The organism is Candidatus Accumulibacter necessarius (assembly GCF_036625085.1).
Map to the genome: position 1 here is coordinate 205,425 of NZ_JAZKUM010000001.1, position 21,504 is coordinate 226,928.

At 59.2% G+C, this 21,504-nt stretch carries 26 protein-coding genes and 5 pseudogenes; all 31 read left to right on the forward strand.

The window, feature by feature from the left end; translation table 11 throughout:
• The first annotated feature begins 15 nt into the window (after nt 1–15).
• The 31 genes and pseudogenes from V5B44_RS01045 to V5B44_RS01205 all read left to right on the forward strand — a co-directional run bounded on the left by V5B44_RS01045 (nt 16) and on the right by V5B44_RS01205 (nt 21,206).
• A complete protein-coding gene (locus tag V5B44_RS01045) occupies nt 16–462 on the forward strand; it encodes an REP-associated tyrosine transposase (RefSeq protein WP_434735391.1) in 447 nt (148 codons plus the stop codon).
• A 250-nt stretch (nt 463–712) separates the two neighbouring features.
• Nucleotides 713–1,051 carry a MarR family EPS-associated transcriptional regulator gene (locus V5B44_RS01050; RefSeq protein ID WP_332357284.1) on the forward strand — a complete coding sequence of 113 codons (339 nt, stop codon included), beginning with the start codon at nt 713–715 and terminating at the stop codon, nt 1,049–1,051.
• A 340-nt stretch (nt 1,052–1,391) separates the two neighbouring features.
• Nucleotides 1,392–2,531, forward strand: coding sequence for a GDP-mannose 4,6-dehydratase (gene gmd, locus V5B44_RS01055; protein WP_332357285.1), 1,140 nt, complete (start codon nt 1,392–1,394; stop codon nt 2,529–2,531).
• Between the two features lie 12 nt (nt 2,532–2,543).
• Nucleotides 2,544–3,347, forward strand: a pseudogene (locus V5B44_RS01060) (GDP-L-fucose synthase family protein); the annotation flags it as partial.
• Between the two features lie 339 nt (nt 3,348–3,686).
• The gene (gene rfbA, locus V5B44_RS01065) at nt 3,687–4,592 is read left to right on the forward strand and encodes a glucose-1-phosphate thymidylyltransferase RfbA (RefSeq protein WP_332357862.1); all 906 of its coding nucleotides are present in this window, start codon (nt 3,687–3,689) and stop codon (nt 4,590–4,592) included.
• 91 nt (nt 4,593–4,683) lie between these two features.
• Nucleotides 4,684–5,223, forward strand: a complete 540-nt coding sequence (gene rfbC / locus V5B44_RS01070) for a dTDP-4-dehydrorhamnose 3,5-epimerase (protein WP_332357286.1) — start codon at nt 4,684–4,686, stop codon at nt 5,221–5,223.
• A 790-nt stretch (nt 5,224–6,013) separates the two neighbouring features.
• Nucleotides 6,014–6,241: a DUF4160 domain-containing protein gene (locus tag V5B44_RS01075; RefSeq protein WP_332357287.1), complete on the forward strand. Its 228-nt coding sequence runs from the start codon at nt 6,014–6,016 to the stop codon at nt 6,239–6,241.
• Between the two features lie 32 nt (nt 6,242–6,273).
• On the forward strand, nt 6,274–6,522 hold the full coding sequence (locus V5B44_RS01080) for a DUF2442 domain-containing protein (protein WP_332357288.1): 249 nt from the start codon (nt 6,274–6,276) through the stop codon (nt 6,520–6,522).
• A gap of 439 nt (nt 6,523–6,961) precedes the next feature.
• A complete protein-coding gene (locus V5B44_RS01085; protein WP_332357289.1) occupies nt 6,962–7,462 on the forward strand; it encodes a DUF4351 domain-containing protein in 501 nt (166 codons plus the stop codon).
• Between the two features lie 401 nt (nt 7,463–7,863).
• Nucleotides 7,864–8,301 carry a DUF29 domain-containing protein gene (locus V5B44_RS01090; protein ID WP_332357290.1) on the forward strand — a complete coding sequence of 146 codons (438 nt, stop codon included), beginning with the start codon at nt 7,864–7,866 and terminating at the stop codon, nt 8,299–8,301.
• 380 nt (nt 8,302–8,681) lie between these two features.
• Nucleotides 8,682–9,152, forward strand: a complete 471-nt coding sequence (locus tag V5B44_RS01095) for a PIN domain-containing protein (RefSeq protein ID WP_332357291.1) — start codon at nt 8,682–8,684, stop codon at nt 9,150–9,152.
• A complete protein-coding gene (locus tag V5B44_RS01100) occupies nt 9,142–9,345 on the forward strand; it encodes a hypothetical protein (RefSeq protein WP_332357292.1) in 204 nt (67 codons plus the stop codon). Before V5B44_RS01095 ends, V5B44_RS01100 begins: the two co-directional genes overlap by 11 nt.
• Before the next feature lie 287 nt (nt 9,346–9,632).
• A complete protein-coding gene (locus V5B44_RS26520; RefSeq protein ID WP_434735399.1) occupies nt 9,633–10,073 on the forward strand; it encodes a DUF6444 domain-containing protein in 441 nt (146 codons plus the stop codon).
• Complete coding sequence (locus V5B44_RS01105; protein WP_332357293.1) at nt 10,036–10,233, forward strand: hypothetical protein; 198 nt, start codon at nt 10,036–10,038, stop codon at nt 10,231–10,233. Before V5B44_RS26520 ends, V5B44_RS01105 begins: the two co-directional genes overlap by 38 nt.
• Nucleotides 10,234–11,069: 836 nt before the next feature.
• Nucleotides 11,070–11,288, forward strand: coding sequence for a hypothetical protein (locus V5B44_RS01110; RefSeq protein WP_332357294.1), 219 nt, complete (start codon nt 11,070–11,072; stop codon nt 11,286–11,288).
• Nucleotides 11,285–11,677 carry a type II toxin-antitoxin system VapC family toxin gene (locus V5B44_RS01115; protein ID WP_332357295.1) on the forward strand — a complete coding sequence of 131 codons (393 nt, stop codon included), beginning with the start codon at nt 11,285–11,287 and terminating at the stop codon, nt 11,675–11,677. The genes V5B44_RS01110 and V5B44_RS01115 overlap by 4 nt, the downstream gene beginning before the upstream one ends.
• A gap of 802 nt (nt 11,678–12,479) precedes the next feature.
• Nucleotides 12,480–12,737 carry a UPF0175 family protein gene (locus V5B44_RS01120; protein WP_287696200.1) on the forward strand — a complete coding sequence of 86 codons (258 nt, stop codon included), beginning with the start codon at nt 12,480–12,482 and terminating at the stop codon, nt 12,735–12,737.
• Complete coding sequence (locus tag V5B44_RS01125; RefSeq protein WP_332357296.1) at nt 12,734–13,222, forward strand: DUF3368 domain-containing protein; 489 nt, start codon at nt 12,734–12,736, stop codon at nt 13,220–13,222. Before V5B44_RS01120 ends, V5B44_RS01125 begins: the two co-directional genes overlap by 4 nt.
• Nucleotides 13,223–13,925: 703 nt before the next feature.
• Nucleotides 13,926–14,174, forward strand: coding sequence for a DUF2442 domain-containing protein (locus tag V5B44_RS01130; RefSeq protein WP_332357288.1), 249 nt, complete (start codon nt 13,926–13,928; stop codon nt 14,172–14,174).
• A gap of 109 nt (nt 14,175–14,283) precedes the next feature.
• Nucleotides 14,284–14,559 carry a hypothetical protein gene (locus V5B44_RS01135; protein WP_332357297.1) on the forward strand — a complete coding sequence of 92 codons (276 nt, stop codon included), beginning with the start codon at nt 14,284–14,286 and terminating at the stop codon, nt 14,557–14,559.
• A 231-nt stretch (nt 14,560–14,790) separates the two neighbouring features.
• Nucleotides 14,791–15,072 (forward strand): BrnT family toxin, encoded by a 282-nt coding sequence (locus tag V5B44_RS01140; RefSeq protein ID WP_332357863.1) that lies wholly within the window; start codon nt 14,791–14,793, stop codon nt 15,070–15,072.
• The gene (locus V5B44_RS01145) at nt 15,047–15,382 is read left to right on the forward strand and encodes a helix-turn-helix domain-containing protein (RefSeq protein ID WP_332357298.1); all 336 of its coding nucleotides are present in this window, start codon (nt 15,047–15,049) and stop codon (nt 15,380–15,382) included. Before V5B44_RS01140 ends, V5B44_RS01145 begins: the two co-directional genes overlap by 26 nt.
• A 51-nt stretch (nt 15,383–15,433) precedes the next feature.
• A pseudogene (locus tag V5B44_RS01150) lies at nt 15,434–15,610 on the forward strand (GDP-mannose 4,6-dehydratase); the annotation flags it as partial.
• A gap of 292 nt (nt 15,611–15,902) precedes the next feature.
• Nucleotides 15,903–16,073: a DUF2283 domain-containing protein gene (locus V5B44_RS01160; protein WP_332357864.1), complete on the forward strand. Its 171-nt coding sequence runs from the start codon at nt 15,903–15,905 to the stop codon at nt 16,071–16,073.
• Nucleotides 16,074–16,122: 49 nt separating this feature from the next.
• A pseudogene (locus V5B44_RS01165) lies at nt 16,123–16,278 on the forward strand (DUF29 family protein); the annotation flags it as partial.
• Nucleotides 16,279–16,841: 563 nt separating this feature from the next.
• Nucleotides 16,842–17,099, forward strand: a complete 258-nt coding sequence (locus tag V5B44_RS01170; RefSeq protein ID WP_287696200.1) for a UPF0175 family protein — start codon at nt 16,842–16,844, stop codon at nt 17,097–17,099.
• Entirely contained in the window at nt 17,096–17,584 is a 489-nt protein-coding gene (locus V5B44_RS01175) for a DUF3368 domain-containing protein (RefSeq protein ID WP_332357299.1), read from the forward strand. The genes V5B44_RS01170 and V5B44_RS01175 overlap by 4 nt, the downstream gene beginning before the upstream one ends.
• Nucleotides 17,585–18,037: 453 nt before the next feature.
• Nucleotides 18,038–18,553, forward strand: a complete 516-nt coding sequence (locus V5B44_RS01180; RefSeq protein ID WP_332357300.1) for a hypothetical protein — start codon at nt 18,038–18,040, stop codon at nt 18,551–18,553.
• The gene (locus V5B44_RS01185; RefSeq protein ID WP_332357301.1) at nt 18,546–18,827 is read left to right on the forward strand and encodes a tyrosine-protein kinase family protein; all 282 of its coding nucleotides are present in this window, start codon (nt 18,546–18,548) and stop codon (nt 18,825–18,827) included. Before V5B44_RS01180 ends, V5B44_RS01185 begins: the two co-directional genes overlap by 8 nt.
• 122 nt (nt 18,828–18,949) lie before the next feature.
• Nucleotides 18,950–20,155 (forward strand): annotated as a pseudogene (gene gmd / locus V5B44_RS01190) (GDP-mannose 4,6-dehydratase).
• A 1-nt stretch (nt 20,156) separates the two neighbouring features.
• Nucleotides 20,157–21,206: pseudogene (locus V5B44_RS01205) on the forward strand (GDP-L-fucose synthase family protein).
• Nucleotides 21,207–21,504 lie beyond the last annotated feature (298 nt).

Here is a 21,504-nt window from a genome sequence, read left to right on the forward strand (position 1 = left end):
CTTCGCTCACCAACCGTGCAACCCGATCAACCCCATGCCCGAAATCTGCGACAGGGACGGTATTCGCAGTCTGGGCAGGTCTATCTGTTGACCCTGGTGACTGCCGGACGAGAGCGCGTCTTCCAGGATTTCCGCGCGGCGCGCAGGGCGGTCCGGGCCTTTGGTGAGCAAGCGGTACGCGACTACGGCACCACCCTGGCGTTTGTGGTCATGCCCGATCACGTCCATTGGCTGCTCGAGCTTGGGTCAGAGGGAGACGTCAGCGCGGCCGTGCGCGTCTATCGTGCCAAGGTCAGCCTGGCCCTGGGCCGGCGAGTCTGGCAGAAGGGATTTTACGATCGCGCACTGCGCCGCGAAGAAGATCTGGTTGCCGTCGCCCGCTATGTCGTCGGCAACCCGGTGCGTGCCGGGATCGTTGACCGTGTGGGCGATTACCCGCATTGGGATGCGGTTTGGATTTAGAAAGACGATCGCCCGATGAATCGGGCTCCTACATGGCCTGCCACCGGTTTCGGGATGCGGTGAGCATCGCCCGATGAATCGGGCTCCTACATTGCCTGCTACCCGTTTCGCGATGCGGTGATTTGGACCGCACACTGTAGGAGCCCGATTCATCGGGCGATCGTCCTTCCCCGATCGCGTATGGCGCCTACAACATTGCCGCTGCCGGGGACTTCCCGTATCATTCGTGTTCACGATTTGAACGACCACCATGACCCCGGCAGAACAGGCGCACCTGCGCATCCTCAGAATCGTCGAAGAAGCACCGCAGATCAGCCAGCGGCAGCTCGCCGAACGTCTCGGCGTCAGCCTGGGCAAGGCCAACTACCTGCTCAAGGCGCTGCTTGACCAGGGCTACATCAAGGCCGGCAACTTTCTCCGTGCCGAGGACAAGCTGAAATACGTCTACCTGCTGACGCCTGAAGGCATCGGTGCCAAGCTGCGCCTGACCCGCGACTACCTGGCCCGGAAAGAACAGGAGTACGTGGCGATGCAGGTCGAGATCGAAGACATGCGCGCCGAACTGGCCGCGCAGGAGCACATTGGATGAAGCGCGTCGCGCAGCCCTGCGGATGACCCGTGCCGGGCAACACTGCTGACTTGACGAATACCTTTGGCGGCTGCGGCCTGCCAACTGCGACCGGCAACAAGAAGCACGATTCCGGCGCTGCACGGGAACCCGCCGCCGCCAGTGGGAGGGAGACCGTCAGCGGCCAAGCCTTACCAAGTGCTGAATGCGCAAGTATTCGGGCATGGCGGTAGCGTGCCTGACTCCCCCCGGGCCCTGACCTGACCCCCGACGCTGACGAGCTTCACCTTGCCCATACAGCCGCTGGCCCAGCCACCAGACGACTGTCACCCATTCTCACCGAGCACCGAGCCACATGCCCATGACCCAGCCCGCCCACACCCCGCAAAGAAAAGTTGCCCTCATCACCGGCGTCACCGGCCAGGACGGCGCCTACCTGGCTGAACTCCTGCTCGCCAAGGGCTACGAGGTGCATGGCATCAAGCGCCGCTCATCGCTGTTCAACACTGACCGCATCGACCACCTGTACCAGGATCCGCACGAAAAGGATCGCCGCTTCATCCTCCATCACGGCGACCTCACCGACTCGACCAGCCTGATCCGCATCATCCAGCAGGTACAACCGGACGAAATCTACAACCTTGCCGCGCAAAGCCACGTCGCCGTCAGCTTCGAAGAGCCTGAATACACCGCCAACGCCGACGGCGTCGGCGCCCTGCGTATGCTCGAAGCGATCCGCATCCTCGGCCTGGAAAAGAAGAGCCGCTTCTACCAGGCCAGCACCTCGGAACTCTACGGCCTCGTCCAGGAAAGCCCGCAGAAGGAGACCACCCCCTTCTACCCGCGCAGCCCCTATGCCGTCGCCAAGCTCTACGCCTACTGGATCACCATCAACTACCGCGAGGCCTACGGCATCTACGCCTGCAACGGCATCCTCTTCAACCACGAAAGCCCGGTCCGCGGCGAGACCTTCGTCACCCGCAAGATCACCCGCGCCATCGCCCGCATCGCCCTCGGCCTGCAGGATTGCCTCTACCTCGGCAACCTCAGTGCCCTGCGCGACTGGGGCCACGCCCGCGACTACGTCGAAATGCAGTGGCTGATGCTGCAGCAGGACCATCCCGAAGACTTCGTCATCGCCACCGGCGTGCAATACAGCGTCCGCCAGTTCGTCGAATTCGCCGCCGCCGAACTCGGCATCAGCCTGCGCTTCGCCGCTGACGGCGTCGATGAGGTCGGCATCGTCGACAGCGTCAGCGGCAGCCAGGCCAAGGTCAAGGCGGGCGATGTCATCGTTCGCGTAGACCCGCGCTACTTCCGCCCGACCGAGGTCGAAACGCTGCTCGGTGACCCGGGCAAGGCCCGCGAAAGACTCGGCTGGACGCCGACCACCAGCCTGCACGAACTCGTCAAGGAAATGGTCCTCGCCGACTACAGTTCGGCCCGGCGCGACGCCCTGGTCAAGCTCGCCGGCTTCCAGACCTTCGACCATCACGAATGAGGGGTCGCCAGCATGCCTGAACCCCGGATCTTCGTCGCCGGCCATCGCGGCATGGTCGGTTCCGCCATCGTGCGGCAACTGTGCAATCCGCCGACGCGCAGCCCGGCCGCCGGCAACCCTGGCGCCGCGCCCGAGATCCTCACCCGCAGCCACGCCGAACTCGACCTCACCAATCAGTCGGCCGTCGATGCCTTCTTTGCCAAGGAACGCCCCGACCAGGTCTACCTGGCCGCCGCCAAAGTCGGCGGCATTCACGCCAACAACAGCTACCCGGCCGAGTTCATCTACCAAAACCTGATGATCGAGGCCAACATCATTCACGCCGCCTACACCCACGGCGTGCAGAAGCTGCTCTTCCTCGGCTCCAGCTGCATCTATCCCCGCCTCGCGCCGCAGCCGTTGGCGGAAGACGCATTGCTTACCGGTACCCTGGAACCGACCAACGAAGCCTACGCCATCGCCAAGATCGCCGGCATCAAGCTCTGCGAGAGCTACAACCGCCAGTACGGCACCGACTACCGCAGCGTCATGCCGACCAACCTCTACGGCCCCGGCGACCACTACGACCTGCAGAACAGCCACGTCATTCCGGCGATGATCCGCAAGCTGCATCTGGCCAGGCTCGCCGCCGAACACGACTGGCCGGCGATCGAAGACGACGAAGCCAGGCACGGCGCCATCCCCGAAGACCTCAAACGCCAGCTCCACGACACCTGCACCGGCCAGCTCGAGCCTCTCCTGACGCTCTGGGGCACCGGCACGCCCAGGCGCGAATTCCTCTACGTCGACGACATGGCCGCCGCCAGCGTGCACGTCATGAACCTCGACCGGGCCACTTATGCCGCCCACACCCAGCCCATGCTTTCGCACATCAACGTCGGCACAGGCGAGGACATCACCATCCGCGAACTGGCGACTACCATCGCCAGCGTCGTCGGCTACCGCGGTCGCATCGACTTCGACGCCAGCAAACCGGACGGCACGCCACGAAAGCTGATGGACGTCTCCCGCCTGCACGCCCTTGGCTGTCACGCCACCGTCGGCCTCGCCGAAGGACTGGCCAGGGCCTATGCCGGACTTCCGCGCCGCCTGAACCGGGCCGGCGATGCAATCCACGCAATCCGCACTTTCCACACAACGCGCTGCGAGTCATTGATGACGCCTCCTTCCTCATCGCCTGTCCATCGCCGCCAACGCAAGGGAATCATTCTCGCGGGAGGCTCCGGCACGCGCCTCTATCCGGCCACCCTGGCGGTTTCGAAGCAGCTGCTGCCGATCTACGACAAGCCGATGATCTATTACCCGCTGACCACGCTGATGCTGGCGGGAATCCGCGACATCCTGGTCATCTCCACGCCGCAGGACACCCCTCGCTTCGAGCAATTGCTCGGCGATGGCCAGCAGTGGGGGCTGAGCATCCGCTACGCGGTGCAAGCCAGTCCGGACGGCCTGGCGCAGGCGTTCATCATCGGCGCCGACTTCATCGGCAACGGCACGTCGGCCCTGGTGCTCGGCGACAACATCTTCTACGGCCACGAAATTGCCAACGATCTGCGGTCGGCCAACGCCCAGGAGAGCGGCGCCACCGTCTTCGCCTACCGGGTCCATGACCCCGAGCGCTATGGCGTCGTCGAGTTCGACAAGTCCGGCTGTGCGATCAGTATCGAGGAGAAGCCGGTAGCGCCAAAATCCCATTACGCAGTCACCGGCCTCTATTTCTACGACAACCGGGTGGTCGATGTGGCCCGCAACCTCAAGCCCTCAGCCCGGGGCGAGCTGGAAATCACCGACATCAACCGCCAGTACCTGCAGTGGGGTGAGCTCAGTGTTTCCATGATGGGCCGCGGCCACGCCTGGCTCGACACCGGCACCCACGAATCCCTGCTGGCAGCGAGCATGTTCATCGAAACCATCGAAAAGCGGCAGGGGCTCAAGATCGCCTGCCCCGAGGAGATTGCGTTCAGGGAAGAGTACATCAGCGCGGCGCAGCTGGCAGCGCTCGCCGAGCCGATGAAGAAGAACCTCTACGGGCAGTACCTGCTCGGATTGCTCAGGGAATGACACGGTCGGCGAGTCGTCATCGCTGCCACAAGGAACCCTCCTTGCCGAATGCCGCCCTTCCAACCTCCCTTTCCCGACATCGGCCCAGCCCATGAAACTTGTCCCGACCTCGCTCCCGGACGTCCTGATCATCGAACCCAGGGTCTTTGGCGACTCCCGCGGCTTCTTCCTGGAGAGCTGGAACCGCAGGACCTTTGCCGCTCTCGGTCTGAATCTGGATTTCGTGCAGGACAACCAGTCCCGTTCCGCGAAAGGCGTGCTGCGCGGCCTGCATTACCAGTTGCAGCAGCCCCAGGGCAAGCTGGTGCGGGTGACCCAGGGGGCCGTCTTCGATGTCGCAGTGGATATCCGCCGCTCGTCGCCCAGTTTCGGACGTTGGGAAGGGGTTGAGCTGTCGGCAGAAAACCAGCGCATGCTGTGGATACCGCCCGGCTTTGCGCATGGCTTTCTCGTCCTCTCCGACCTGGCCGACTTCTGCTACAAGGCCACGGCCTATTACGCACCGGAAGACGAGCGCTGCATCCAGTGGAACGATCCCGCAATCGGCATCCGCTGGCCGCTCGACGGCGAACCGACGCTATCGCCAAAAGACCGCGCAGGAACGCCGCTGCTGGCAGCCGAGGTGTACTGATCCGTCTGACCAGGCGTATTTGCAGGAGCCCGATTCATCGGGTGATGCCAACTGCCATGGACTCGGCTCAGCCGATGTGCGGCTGGCCATGCGCCGGATCAGGAAGCAGATTCAGGAGTGTATTTCCTATACTGTCCCCTTTTATCGTCCCATTTTATTCTGAGGGCTTCCGAGCGCCGCCTCGCGCCATGACCGAGGTCAGTTGAGGTTGGTGCGTGGGCCCTGCGCTAGAAGGTATTTAATATACTGTCCCTTTTATTGGTACAAGGACCACCGAGCCACGCCAGCACCCCGTAGGAGCCCGATTCATCGGGCGAATAAGGCCAATGAGTGGCTCAGGCGCTTGGCGAAACCGGCCTCGATGGCCTTCCCGACGCCTGTCCCTGACCGATAGGAAAAGAAGTCCTCAATGATGCCGGGCTACCGGATGCCTGAAGACACTCCTCGCGAGTAGCCAACACCGGGCGCCGCCACGTCACCAGGAGGACAAAGGCTTGCGCAGGACCAGCAGCGGTGCGGTGGCGGCTGCACGGCAATTGATCAACCGTCAGCAAGGCAGGAATCCACCAGCCGCAGGCGTGCTTTTGTAGTCAGCATCGTTGGCTGGCGCAGCACTTCGACACGACGGTCAGCTTCGTGAGCATGCGGGAACGAAGGCTTCCGAGCACCGCCCCAATCCTCGACAACCCTCGAAACCTCGCGCCATGACCGAGGTCAGCAGAGGTTGGTGAGTGGGCCCTGCGCTGGAAGGTATTTCATATACTGTCCCTTTTATTCGCAGTAGACTCCCATGCCTATACTGTCAGTCTTCTTCGGCATCATCGTTCGTATGTGGCATGATGACCATCCGCCGCCCCATATTCACGTCGAGTACCAGGGATTCGAGGCTTTTGTCGAAATTCGAACGGGCGAGATCAGCGAAGGGCGGCTACCAAGGAAAGCTGCGGCCCTCGTCAAGGAATGGTGCCTGCGGCATCAAGATGAGTTGATGACGAACTGGGAGCGCGCAGAGATTTGAATCGTTGCAACGTATAGCTGGAGCAGACCACGATGATTAAGGTGATTACGGCACGCTATCTTGGCAACTATCAAGTTGCACTTGTCTTCTCTGACAATAAAGAAGGGATTTTTGACGGTACAAGTTTGTTACAACGCCACGGAACGCTGATAGAAGCGCTGCGCGATGAGAACTTCTTCAAGCTCCTGTTTGTCGATATGGGCGCTTTATGCTGGCCGAACGGCCTGGAGCTCTCGCCGGCACGACTGTATGAGAACTGCAACATGACTGCAGTGGCCTGAGGCCTGGGACAAGGCCAACCAAGGCGCGGTCCATGTCGTTCTGCTGCGTGATGTATTCGAGCGTCACGCGATTTCCCAACCCCTCGTGTTGCGTTGGCTGGTGTGCCAGTTGCTCGGCAGCGCGGCGGGAACCTTCAGTATCAATAAATTCCAAATCGACCTGAAATCTCAAGGCATTGCTGTCGGCAAAGAGACCCTGCACAGCTACCTGAGCCATCGCGATGGCCACGAAGAACTGATTCAGATCTGCGCCAGTGTTGGATCACCCGGAGACCTTCGTTCGAGAAATCCGGGCCTTGCAGGATGCCGCCACGGAGTTCCTACGCGCCAGCAGGGCGCAGATCACGCTGGGCCAACCGGCTGTGCTGGAAGTCCCTGCCGGCGTGACCGTCGTTGCAGCCCGCGATTGGCTACTGGATGAAACAAGCGCGCGAGCGGCATGAAGCGAGCAACGACAATCCGTCGGGGGAGTGATGCTGCGGCTGGTGGGGCATGCAGGTTATCTTGCCGCGGCCAGGCCGGGTTTCCAGGCAAGCTGCTCTACGAACGCAACTGGGACAAGCAGCGCATCATCGATCTGTTCGGGGTCATTGACTGCCTGATGCAGTTGCCGACAGACCTTGAGCAAAGGCTGCTGTACGAAGTCTACACACTGGAAAGGAATGTCAGCATGCCCTACATCACCTCTGCAGAACGCTTCGGAATCGAGAAAGGCCGGCAGGAAGGCCGGCAGGAAGGCCGGCAGGAAGGCCGGCAGGAAGGCCGGCAGGAAGGCGAGGCTGCCCTCCTGAAGCGCCTGCTCGCGCGTCGCTTTGGCGCGCTCCCCGATGCGGTCCAGGTTCGGCTGACCACCGCGGATGTCGATCAGCTGGAAGAATGGGCGATCAAGGTGCTCGATGCCGAGTCCCTGGACGAAGTCTTCGATCAGCGCCCACAGTAGCAAGGGGGCAGCACACCCCAACCGGTTGCGATGTCGCAGGACCACCCACACGACTTCGTCATTGCCACTGGCGCGCCATACAGCGGTCGACAGTTCGTCGTCCAGTTCATCAAGTTCGCCGCCGTATCACCGGGGTGCGCCCGTGTGCTTTGCCGGTAAGGACCGAGAGCGTGTGAATTCCTGGCTGGCGAGGGTGACACTGAGGCATGGCGGTATGGAAACGGGTTATACGCAGTGCGTTAGCGCTTGCGCGGGAACGAGGGCTTCCGAGCGCCGCCCCAATCCTCGACAGCCCCCGACACCTCGCGCCATGACCGAGGTCAGCAGAGGTTGGTGAGTGGGCCCTGCGCTGGAAGGTATTTCATATACTGTCTTTAATTGTGCATTGTGGGGAGGTCGATATGAGCACCAGGTACGAAACCGATGTCGTGGCATGGGCCAACGAGCAGGCCAGCCTTCTTCGTGCCGGACGGTTGGAACTGCTCGACCGCGACCACCTCGCGGAGGAAATCGAAGACGTGGGCAAGAGCGAACAGCGCGAACTTGCGAGCCGGATGTCGGTTCTCATGGCTCATCTACTCAAGTGGCGATATCAGCCGGAGCGGCGGGGAGCCAGTTGGGAAAAGACCATCCTCGCACAACGCAAGGAGATTGCCTATGGACTGAGTGACACCCCAAGCCTGACCCCCAAGCTTCAGGAAACGCGATGGCTTGAGATGGTGTGGGCCAAGGCTGTTGCTCAGGCGGTTGGGGAAACCGGCCTCGATTGCTTTCCCGACGCTTGTCCATGGGCGATGGAAGAAGAAGTCCTCAATGATGACTGGCTACCAGATGTCTGAAGACGCGCATCGCGAGTAGCCGACCCCCGGCGCCGTCGCGTCGCCCAGCAGACAAAGCCTTGCGCAGTACCAGCGGAGGTGCGGTTGCTGCTGCAGGGCAATTGATCAACCGTCAGCAAGGCAGGAATACACCAGCTCCAGGCGTGCTTTCGTGGTGAGGACCACTGGCGGGCGCACGATTCCGACACGCTCATAGCGGCGGACCGCTTCGCGAGCACGCGGGAACGAGGGCTTTCGAGCGCCGCCCCAATTCTCGACAGCCCCCGACACCTCGCGCCATGACTAGGTCAGCTGAGGTTGGTGAGTGGGCCCTGCGCTGGAAGGTATTCCATATACTGTCCCTTTTATTCCGAACCTGATATGCACGCAGAATCTCTAGCATGGACACTAAACTAGCAGTCACACTGATTTATCTCGATATCTGCTGCTTCAACCGCCCATTCGACGATCAGAGTCAATTGCTTGTCCGGTTGCAGACTGAAGCCAAGCTCGACATCCAGCAATCCGTAAGAGAAGGGAAAATCGCCCTTGTCTGGTCAGCAGTGCTGGATTTGGAAAACACCGCAAATGCTGATATCGAAAGGAGCAAGGTCATCAATGGATGGAAACCACTCGCGGTAATCGACATGGAAGTGACACCACAAATTGAATCTCTGGCAGAAGAATTCGCCAGTATTGGTGTCAAACCCATGGATGCGCTCCATGTCGCAAGCGCAATCACCGCTGGTGCAACCTTCCTACTCACGACAGACAAGCAACTACTGAAAAGAATGGTTGTCGAACCACGCATTTGTGTCATTGACCCCGTAGATTTCATAAAAACGCAACAGGACACAAGCCATGAGAACTGATACAGAAATTCGCCATGAAGGTGTAGCGACGCTCATCAAAACCCTTGGCCCCGTCGAAGCCGAGCGATTTATCGCACTGATCAACCGGGAACGGCTTGATTACACCGAATGGCGCAGAAATCAATGGCTAGAAGAAACAGTTGCCTCCCTGGCCGATAAGGCAAGAAAACTTCGTTCGGCAAGTGAGGAATGAACCCTCAAGTTAAATAATCCCTCGTTCGGCTGATGCGGCTATTGCCCGCCGAAGGACACCAAGCAATTGCTGGCCAACTACTGCGATGTGCTCCGTTCACCCCTCCACCCCCGCAGATTGGCCACCAGCCCCCTCAGCGGTGCCTGCGGACGGACGCCGCCGTTCGTGACCGCTTTGTGCCGGGCGTCTGCTGTCCGGCGGCGATCAGACAAACTGCGCAAGCGTTTTTCCTCAACATGTTACCGATGTAATCCGAGAGACCAGGTGCGGTTTCGTTGGGTCTGAGCGTGAGGTGTATTGGACTAAGCGTCGTTGACCCCGGCCCAGCCCGTCTTGCCATACATCTGACCGACCACGATCTTCGCCAACTCGACCGCGATGCTCTGTCGCGGATTGGGGAAGAGGCGTTGCGGCCGTTGGCGGAGCGCCTGGTGGCCGATCTCAAGGACGCGCCGGACCGATTGAACCAGCACTCCCGCAATAGTTCGCGTCCGCCCGGCAGCAATTCGGTTTATCGCCAACCTCGTGGGGCCTCGGCGCGTGATCCGCCAACGGACACTGCGCCTGACGAGCCGCCGACGGCACGGGTCGACACCGGGCTGATCCCGATTTTTGACCGATCAGGCAAAGCCACCCTTGGCCATGCACTTGAAACAGCCGTGTTTCTGGAGCTGCGAGAGGAACCGAACCATGCCCTACATCACCTCGGTGGAACGTATCGGCATTGAGAAAGGCATTCAGCAAGGCATGCAGCAATGGGAGTCTGCCCTCCTCGAACGCGCCAACTCACCCGCCGCTTCGCTTCGGCCCGCACAGCGCGGAGACACTGCAACGGGGCGGCAGCGCGCAGCCGTGGCCGGTCCGTCCATTCCTGGAAATCGCCTTTGACGAATTTAGCATCGTCGCCGCCGTGACCGTCAACCAGGCCGAAGCCAAGGCCGGCGAGGTCATCGCCCCTTCATCCAGGCCAAGCGGGTTGGTGACCCGGCAAACAGCGCGCATTGCTAGGCGCCTGGACTTGATTTGCGCCGCAGCGGCTGGATCATCCACCGGGAAGAGCGCTTCCGGCGGCAGCGCTGAGGATGATGAACATTGAGACTTGTCCAGCTCTGTTCTCTTGAGAGTTTTCTATACTGTCCCCTTTTTTGCGGACGCCAGCATCCTGTAGGCGCCCGATTCATCGGGCGAATAAGGCCAATGAGTGGCGCAGGCGGTCGCGGAAACCGGCCTCGATGGCCTTCCCGACGCCTGTCCCTGACCGATGGGAAAAGAAGTCCCCAATGAGCCGCAGGCGTGCTTTTGTAGTCAGCATCGTTGGTTGGCGCACCACTTCGACACGACGGTCAGCTTCGTGAGCATGCGGGAACGAGGGCTTCCGAGCGCCGCCCCAATTCTCGACAGCCCCCGACACCTGGCGCCATGACCAGGTCAGCTGAGGTTGGTGAGTGGGCCCTGCGCTGGAAGCTATTTTATATACTGTCCCTTTTATTCCGGTACCGCACCCGCCAGCCACTTGCCAGGCCGAAATCCGCGTTTCCGAGGTCAGGTGGGCCATCGCGGAAAGAGATCTCGCCATGCTCCACGTACAGATCCGACCGCTTCGGAATAGAACGAGGACAGGAACATGGAGGCCGGGAGCTGTAGCAAAAAGGCGTCAACGTGTTCTCGGCGTCGAGAGAAAACCTATACTGTCCCCTTTTTACCTTACGTGTGGAGAGCATCACATGCAAGTAGAACGACTATTTGAGCAGGTCAAGGATCGGCATGTGCTGATTGAACTGCCCGATGCCTTCAATAATCGCCGCGTCGAAATCATTGTCCTCACTGCCGATGAACCCGTTGCGGTTCGTCGGCGCCCACACCCGCACATTGCCGGCCGAGTTCAAATCAATGGCGACATTCTCGGCAGCGTTCCCGAAATCGATTGGGACTTGCCTCGATGATCGTTCTCGACACACACATCTGGCTCTGGTGGATCAACGCGGATCAGATGCGTCTCCAATCGGCCTGGACCGCGCGTATTGAAAGCGCTGAGTCGGTTGGTGTTTCTGCCATTTCCTGCTTTGAAGTCGCCTGGTTGGCGCATCATGGCCGAATCGACCTGCCATGTGCGGAAGAGGCATGGTTCGAAAAAGCCCTCGATGGTTCGGGCATCACGCTGTTGCCGATCACCGCACGCATTGCCCGCATTGCCGTTCAGCTACCCGAACACCATCGCGATCCCCAAGACCGACTGATTATCGCCACGGCACTGACGCACGACGCCACACTCATTTCCATGGATGACAAGTTTCCACTGTATGCCGAACTCGCCGGGCATCTGCTCCGTTGAGGCCGCTGATCGCGCCCAGGTTGCGGGGCTGACCAGGCAGAATCACCCGCCTGCCACGCTCGTATCGACGTTGCAGAAAGACCCGAACGCGGCCCAGCTGTCCCCTTCTTGCCAGCCATCTGCGACCATGTAGCCGGCCAGAGCAACGCGATTCGCGTCAGGGCCGCAAAAAGCCCCTCCTCGCGCAGCGCAAGCAGAGAGCCCATGGACCACCCGTCCACCCCCGTAGGAGCCCGATTCATCGGGCGAATCAGGCCTCGGGCGAATCAGGCCTCTGGCGACGCATCAGGCGAATGAACCAAATGAGTGGCCTCCCGACGCCTGTCCCTCGGCGATGCCAGAACAAGTCCTCAATGATGCCTGGCGACCGGATGCCTGAAGACACGCATAGCGACCAGCCGCCACCCGGCGCCGTCACTTCACCAGGCAGCCAAAGGCTTCCGCAGCCCCCCGCGGCGGTGTAGCGAGCCCGCACCGCAGGGCAATTGTCCAATCGTCTGCCAAGCCCGCAACACGCCAGCCTCAGGCGTGTTTTCCTGGTCGGCAACCATCGCCCAGAAAGCCCATGGGCGACCCTGTCTGCAGCGGCACACGAGGCCCGCCGTCGGCTCCACTGAGGGGACTGCTCGGCGCAACGGGCGACCCAGCCGCCAGGCGCCAGCCAGAAGCTCCCGATCGTGCCGAGCATGTCGGCGCATGAAGGAGAGCCGCCGGGGCCAGTGCAGGTTTTCAGGTCGTTGGTAGTCTGCGGGAAATACATATACTGTCCCCTTATTAGCCTTATTAGCGAAGGCGGATTGCCATGCAAAGCACCATTGAAATAGAGTGCCCACGGGAAATCTTGTTGGGTTTGCACCTGGACGCAGACCAATTTGCCGAATTGGTCAAGGAGGAAGCCGCGATGGCCTTGTTTCGCGAGGGTCGCTTGTCGTCTGGCATGGCAGCAAACTGGCTTGGCATTCCGCGCGCCCATTTCCTCTTGAAAGCGATGCAGACAGGTGGCGCAAACCTGTTGGAAGACAACGATGACGACTTTCTCAGAGAGATTTCCTTGCTGTGATCGTTTTTTCCAATACCACGCCGTTTATTGCACTCGCCAGCATCGGCCAGTTGCATCTCTTGCCGCAGTTGTTCGGCACGGTGCACGTTGCAGAATCGGTCATCGGCGAATGCGCTGACGGCGGACGAATAGTTGTTCCCGCTTTGAGATCACTGGATTGGGTCATCCCCGTAGTAGATGAAGCGACATCGGGATTACCCGTCCTCCTCGAACTGGATCGCGGAGAAAAGCAAACCATCATCCTGGCGAGGAAGTACGCCGCGCACAGAGTGATCATCGACGAGCGCCTGGGCCGCCGCATCGCCGAGTATCTTGGGCTTAACGTGACAGGCACGCTCGGTGTGCTTGCCAAAGCCAAGTCGGCTGGCCTGATCCCGTCATTCCATGAAGCCGCGCAAGCGATGCGACAACAAGGCATCCACTACAATGCAGGGCTGATCAGTCGGGTTGCCCTGCACTTGGGCGAGGACCCCGGATCGAACTGAATGACCCGGTGCCCCCTTTTGTTGGCGCACTGCATGCAGGCCGCTGTCCGCTGCTGCTGTATCGATTTTCCAACCGCTTTCAACAGGGCAGAATCACTCGCACCCTTGAGACGAATCCAGCGAGGGTATTTAATATACTGTCCCTTTTATTCGTAAGAGATAGCCCAGGACCGCCGAGCCACGCCAGCATCCTGTAGGAGCCCGATTCATCGGGCGAATAAGGCCAATGAGTGGCTCAGGCGGTCGCGGAAACCGGCCTCGATGTCCTTCCCAACCCCTGTCCCTGACCGATAGGAAAAGAAATCCTCAATGATGCCTGGCGACCGGATGCCTGAAGACACGCATCGCGACCAGCCGCTCCCCGGCGCCGCCACGTCACCAGGAGGACAAAGGCTTGCGCAGTACCAGCAGCGGTGCGGCGGCGGCTGCACGGCAATGGATCAACCGTCAGCAAGGCAGGAATACACCAGCCGCAGGCGTGCTTTCGTAGTCAGCATCGTTGGCTGGCGCAGCACTTCGACACGACGGTCAGCTTCGTGAGCATGCGGGAACGAGGGCTTCCGAGCGCCGCCCCAATTCTCGACAGCCCCCGACACCTCGCGCCATCACCGAGGTCAGCTGAGGTTGGTGAGTGGGCTCTGCGCTGGAAGCTATTTCATATACTGTCCCTTTATTCGTGCACGTATAGCTGGAGCAGACCACGATGATTAAGGTGATTACGGCACGCTATCTTGGCAACTATCAAGTTGCACTTGTCTTCTCTGACAATAAAGAAGGGATCTTTGACGGTACAAGTTTGCTACAACGCCACGGAACGCTGATAGAAGCGCTGCGCGATGAGAACTTCTTCAAGCTCCTGTTTGTCGATATGGGCGCTTTATGCTGGCCGAACGGCCTGGAGCTCTCGCCGGCACGACTGTATGAGAACTGCAACATGACTGCAGTGGCCTGAGGCCTCGGACAAGGCCAACCAAGGCGCGGTCCATGTCGTTCTGCTGCGTGATGTATTCGAGCGTCACGCGATTTCCCAACCCCTCGTGTTGCGTTGGCGGGTGTGCCAGTTGCTCGGCAGCGCGGCGGGAACCTTCAGTATCAACAAATTCCAAATCGACCTGAAATCTCAAGGCATTGCTGTCGGCAAAGACACCCTGCACAGCTACCTGATCCATCTCGATGGCCACGAAGAGCTGATTCAGATCTGCGCCAGTGTGGATCACCCGGAGACATCCGTTCGAGAAATCCGGGCCTTGCAGGATGCCGCCTCGGAGTTCCTACGCGCCAGCAGGGTGCAGATCACGCGGGCCAATCGGCCGTGCTGGAAGTTCCTGCCGGCGTGACCGTCGTTGCAGCCCGCGATTGGCTACTGGATGAAACAAGTGCGCGAGCGGCATGAAGCGAGCAACGACGATCCGTCGAGGAGTGATGCTGCGGCTGCTGGGGCCTGCAGACCATGTTGCTGCGGCCAGCTCAAGTTTCCAGGTTGACTCCTCTTCGGGAGGTATTTCCTATACTGTCCCCCTTATCGCTCCGACTCTGCCAGGGGTCGGCCAATGAACTATACTGCAGCTATGAATTTTGAGTGGGATGAAGCAAAGAGCGACTTGTGCTTCAGAGAGCGAGGTTTTGATTTTGCTTACGCGGCGCAGGTGTTCTTTGATCCCGATCGAATGGTGCAGGCCGATACCAGATACAGCTATGGCGAGGAACGCTACCGGGTGATCGGTGTGATCGAGCAGCGATTGTTTGTGGTGGTTTACACCCCTCGTCATGACGCCATGCGCATCATTTCGGCACGCAAGGCCAACCAGCGTGAGGTTAGGTACTATGAAAACAGTTCGAGTGACGATTGATGCCGCCTCTGCAGGTGGGCTGACACTTGGGCGTATCGACCCGGCACGTGTGGACGCTACGACTGAAGAGAGCATCGCTGCACAGCGCGCGGCGGATGAATCCGAAGCCAGGCTGGATGCGGCCCGGTACGCACGCAGGGTCAGAACGCGCCTTGGTCTCAGCCAGGTCGAGTTTGCGCGGCGTATTGATGTCTCTGTCGAGACCATCCGCAATTGGGAACAAGGCAAACGCTCCCCGGCCGGTGCGGCAAAGGCATTGTTCAAAGTGTTGGACAAGGCACCCGAGCTAGCGCTGGCCGCACTCGAGTAGAACCATGGTTTCCAGATTGGCAATGATCGTTACCTGGGTGTCCCTTTAATGAGGCACACCGAAGTCGAAACCCTGCTCGGCGAGCCCGCCAAAGCCAAACTCGGCTGGACTCCCGCAATCAGCTTTGACGAACTCGTCGCCGAAGTGGTCCGCGAAGACCTCAAATCCGCCGAGCACGACGAACTCATCAAGAAGCATGGCGACAAGGCCATGGACTACTACGAGTAGACGGCAACGCTGCATGCCAGATTCCCCGACCACCCAACACCCCATACGTGTTGATAAAAACGTTCATACCTTCGCCTCGAATGGTGCAAAGAAGCGCTGGACCACCCCGTGCGCAAGGAAGTCCAGCCCGAGGACCAGCGAATCCGCCACTGGATATTCGTTCCGGAGCTGGGCAGGTATCTGCGGGCGGTGACCTTGGAAGACGGTGCTACCCTTCACAACGCGTTCCCCGACAGGAGATTCAAGCCATGAGACTCTCCTATGATCCAGAAACGATTCGCTGTACATCCACCTGAACGAAAACCCAAGCAAAGACAGCGATGAGGTTGCAGATGGCGTTGTGCTTGATCTTGACGAAAACCGCGGGCTGGTTGGCATTGATGTCCAACATGCCAGCAAGCACGCGGATATCAGCCGATTGATTCTGAGCAAGATGCCCCTCCGGGAACTGGAAGCAGCTTGACCCCCCAACTCACGACAGCCCGCACCGCCGCCGTGGTGGCGAGAGCGAACAGCGCGACCCTGCGAGCCGGCTGTCGCTTCTTCTGGCATATCTGCTCAAGTGGCGATATCAGCCGGAACGGCGGGGAGCCAGTTGCGAAAAGCCCCTCCTCGCGCAGCGCCATGAGATAGCCCATGGACCACCGAGCCACGCCAGCACCCTGTAGGAGCCCGATTCATCGGGCGAATAAGGCCAATGAGTGGCTCAAGCGCTTGGCGAAACCGGCCTCGATGGCCTTCCCCACGCCTGTCCCTGACCGTTGAAAAAGAAGTCCTCATTGATGCCTGGCGACCGGATGCCTGAAGACACGCATAGCGACCAGCCGCCACCCGGCGCCGTCACTTCACCAGGCAGCCAAAGGCTTCCGCAGCCCCCCGCGGCGGTGTAGCGAGCCCGCACCGCAGGGCAATTGTCCAATCGTCTGCCAAGCCCGCAACACGCCAGCCTCAGGCGTGTTTTCCTGGTCGGCAACCATCGCCCAGAAAGCCCATGGGCGACCCTGTCTGCAGCGACACACGAGGCCCGCCGTCGGCTCCACTGAGGGGACTGCTCGGCGCAACGGGCGACCCAACCGCCAGGCGCCAGCCAGAAGCTGCCGATCGTGCCGAGCATGCCGACGCATGAAGGAGAGCCGCCGGGGCCAGTGCAGGTTTTCAGGTCGTTGGTAGTCTGCGGGAAATACATATACTGTCCCCTTATTAGTCCCCTTGTCAGCGAAGGCGGATTGCCATGCAAAGCACCATTGAAATAGAGTGCCCACGGGAAATCTTGTTGGGTTTGCACCTGGACGCAGACCAATTTGCCGAATTGGTCAAGGAGGAAGCCGCGATGGCCTTGTTTCGCGAGGGTCGCTTGTCGTCTGGCATGGCAGCAAACTGGCTTGGCATTCCGCGCGCCCATTTCCTCTTGAAAGCGATGCAGACAGGTGGCGCAAACCTGTTGGAAGACAACGATGACGACTTTCTCAGAGAGATTTCCTTGCTGTGATCGTTTTTTCCAATACCACGCCGTTTATTGCACTCGCCAGCATCGGCCAGTTGCATCTCTTGCCGCAGTTGTTCGGCACGGTGCACGTTGCAGAATCGGTCATCGGCGAATGCGCTGACGGCGGACGAATAGTTGTTCCCGCTTTGAGATCACTGGATTGGGTCATCCCCGTAGTAGATGAAGCGACATCGGGATTACCCGTCCTCCTCGAACTGGATCGCGGAGAAAAGCAAACCATCATCCTGGCGAGGAAGTACGCCGCGCAAAGAGTGATCATCGACGAGCGCCTGGGCCGCCGCATCGCCGAGTATCTTGGGTTGAACGTGACAGGCACGCTCGGTGTGCTTGCCAAAGCCAAGTCGGCTGGCCTGATCCCGTCATTCCATGAAGCCGCGCAAGCGATGCGACAACAAGGCATCCACTACAATGCAGGGCTGATCAGTCGGGTTGCCCTGCACTTGGGCGAGGACCCCGGATCGAACTGAATGACCCGGTGCCCCCTTTCGTTGGCGCACTGCATGCAGGCCGCTGTCCGCTGCTGCTGTATCGATTTTCCAACCGCTTTCAACAGGGCAGAATCACTCGCACCCTTGAGACGAATCCAGCGAGGGTATTTCGTTGAAGTCGAAGACGCCGCCGTAAAACTCAAGCAGGAAAGAGAAGAATATACGTCGATGCCAAACTGGCACGGCTCAATGACCGCCGCAAGCAGTTTGAGGGCGAGGTATCCCGGCTTCCCGAAACGCAGCAAACAGTGCTGCGCCTGGCGCGCGATGTCGAGGTCTCCCCTTTATTCGGTACGGTGGGTGATGTGCGCATCATCGATAACGCTGTTGTTGCGCGGGCGCCGATAGGGGGCCAAGTCAAGTGCAATTCTCGGCATTTCCATCCTGCTCGGGCTGCTCGCCAGCCTGGTTGTCATCTGGTTGCTGCGTGTCTTGCGTATTGTGGTCGAAGACCCGGAAATCATCGAAGCGAAACTTGGCCTGCCGGTCTACGCCACGGTGCCGCATAGCAAATCGGAACTGGCGCTGAGTCGCAAACTTAAGTCAGGGCAGGCCGCAGGTGAGTTGCTAGCGGTCAGCCAGCCGGAAGACGATGCCATAGAAAGCCTGCGCAGCCTGCGAACCACGCTGCACTTTCCCCTGCTCGATGCACAACGGAGTTCATTACTGATTACTGGCTCCAGCTCCGCTCTTGGTAAAAGCTTCATATCGAAAAATCTGGGAGCAGTCCTCGCTCAAGCCGGCAAGCGCATCGTGATTGTCGATGCCGACTTGCGCCGCGGGCATATCAACAAAGAGTTTGCACTGGCTCGGGAGAGCGGTGTTTCGGAATACATTTCTGGTCAGGCCAGGCTGACGGACATCATCAAGCCCACCCTGATACCCAATCTATCGGTTGTCACTACCGGCCAAATCCCCCCCCAATCCATCCGAATTGCTCATGTATGAGCGCCTTGAAATGCTGCTTTCTGAACTGGGCAAACTTTTCGACGCCATCATCGTCGATGCCCCGCCAGTTCTCGCCGTTTCAGACGCAGCCATTATTGGCCGCCACGTCGGTGCAACGCTGATCGTGAAGCACCCGATTCAAGAGTTGGAGCAAGCCGTCAAACGATTGAATCAAGCGGGCGTACAAGTCAAAGGCTTCGTCTTCAATGATCTGAATACGGATCGCCAGCGCTATCGCTACGGGTACAAGGGTTACGTCTATCGTTATTCTTAAGTCAAATTGATCGTTGACCGTAGCCAGTTAGCGCACTTGACGGCTTTCTGTCAGGCGAGGGAGTAACGATCAAAATGAGTTCTATAAAAACTTACGTCTAATTATTCAAATACGGAATCGAAATGACAGCACAAAAAAAAGTAGCGTTAATCACAGGGGTCACCGGACAAGACGGCGCCTATTTGGCTGAGCTGCTATTGGGCAAGGGCTACGAAGTTCACGGCATCAAACGCCGCTCGTCGCTCTTCAATACCGACCGTATTGACCACCTCTATCAAGATCCCCACGAAACCGGGCGTAAATTCATTCTGCACCACGGTGACCTCACCGATTCCAGCAGCCTGATCCGAATCATTCAGCAGGTACAGCCGGACGAGATCTACAACCTGGCGGCCCAGAGCCATGTTGCCGTCAGTTTTGAAGAGCCGGAATACACCGCCAACGCCGACGGCATCGGTGCCCTGCGCATCCTCGAAGCCATCCGTATCCTCAAGCTGGAAAAGAAGACCCGCTTTTACCAGGCCAGCACCTCCGAACTCTATGGTTTGGTGCAAGAAACCCCGCAAAAGGAAACCACGCCTTTCTACCCGCGCAGCCCATACGCCGTGGCCAAAATGTACGCCTACTGGATCACCGTCAATTACCGTGAGGCCTACGGTATCTACGCCTGCAACGGCATTCTCTTCAACCACGAAAGCCCGGTGCGCGGCGAAACCTTTGTGACCCGCAAGATCACCCGCGCTATCGCCCGAATTGCCCTCGGCCTGCAGGATTGCCTCTACCTCGGCAACATGAGCGCCCTGCGCGACTGGGGCCACGCCAAGGACTACGTCGAAATGCAATGGCTGATGCTGCAACAGGAAAAGCCTGAAGACTTCGTCATCGCCACCGGCGTGCAATACAGCGTGCGCCAGTTCGTCGAATTCGCCGCCGCCGAACTCGGCATCGCCATTCGCTTCGAAGGTGAGGGCGAAACGAGATCGGCGTCGTCGAAGCGGTAAGCAATCCCGATGTCAAAGACAAAGCCAGGCGATGTCATCGTCAAGGTAGACCCGCGCTACTTCCGCCCCACCGAAGTTGAAACCCTGCTCGGTGATCCGACCAAAGCCCGTGAAAAACTCGGCTGGACCCCGCAAATCAGCGTGCAGGAACTGGTCAAGGAAATGGTCCTGGCCGACTACAGTTCAGCCAAACGTGATGCACTGGTCAAATTGGCCGGCTTCAAAACCTTCGATCACCGAGTTACAAGGTTCAAGTTGCAAGCAAACAAGGCAGTTGCAGCTCAAACCTTGAATCTTGAATCTTGCCCCTTGAATCTTGAGTCTTAAAATGAACCTTGAACCTAAAATCTTCGTCGCCGGCCACCGTGGCATGGTCGGCTCCGCCATCATCCGCGTGCTGGCGAGCCAGGGCCTGACCAACATCGTCACCCGCACCCACGCTGAGCTCGATCTCACCAATCAGGCTGCCGTGCGTGCCTTTTTTCGAAGCCGAAAAGCCCGACCAGGTCTATCTGGCCGCCGCCAAGGTCGGCGGCATCCACGCCAACAACACCTACCCCGCCGAGTTCATCTACCGAAACCTGATGATCGAAGCCAACATCATCCACGAGGCGTGGAAAGTGGGTGTGCAGAAGCTGCTCTTTCTCGGCTCGAGCTGCATCTACCCCAAGCTGGCGCCCCAGCCCATGCTGAAGATGCCCTGCTGACCGGCACGCTTGAACCCACTAACGAACCCTATGCCGTCGCCAAGATTGCCGGCATCAAGCTTTGCGAAAGCTACAACCGCCAATACGGCACCGACTACCGCAGCGTCATGCCGACCAACCTGTATGGCCCCGGCGACAATTACAACCTGCAAAACAGCCACGTCATCCCGGCGATGATCCGCAAGTTTCACCTAGCCAAACTCGCCGCCGAGCACAACTGGCCAGCCATCGAAGCAGATGAACAAAAGAACGGCCCCATCCCCGAAGACCTGAAAAGTGAGTTCCATGAAACTTGCACCTTGAATCTTGCCCCTTGCATCCGCCTTTGGGGCACCGGCACACCCATGCGCGAATTCCTCTACGTGGACGACATGGCTGCCGCCAGCGTCCACGTTATGAACCTCGACAAAGCCACCAACGACGCCAACACCCAGCCCATGCTCTCGCACATCAACGTCGGCACCGGCGAAGACATAACCATCCGCCAACTCGCCGAAACTATGGGTAAAGTCATCGGCTATCAAGGCCGCATCGAATTCGACCCGACCAAACCGGATGGAGCGCCAAGAAAACTGATGGATATCTCAAGACTGCGCGACCTGGGCTGGCAAGCCAAAGTAGAGCTGGAGCAAGGTTTGGCCCTGGCCCATGCCGACTTCCTGAAGCCTTAAACGGAAAGGCAATTAGATGAGCAAACTGGACTGCTGTGTTGCAAGCACCGAGTGACACCATCCACCAGCCGATAATATGGTTGAAAAGCAGCTATCCAGAAGCTCCTTCTGGGCGTAGTGAAATAATGCATCTCTGGCGATTACGAAAACGGTTGTCGAAGATTCACCCTCTAAATCAATAACTAAAATTAAGGATTTGTGAGTGTTGTATAAATTATCCTGCTGTTGCTAAGTTAGGCCTAGGTATTGGATTTTAATTCTATGGCAAACCCCATCCCTAGAAATCATTATTAATAAC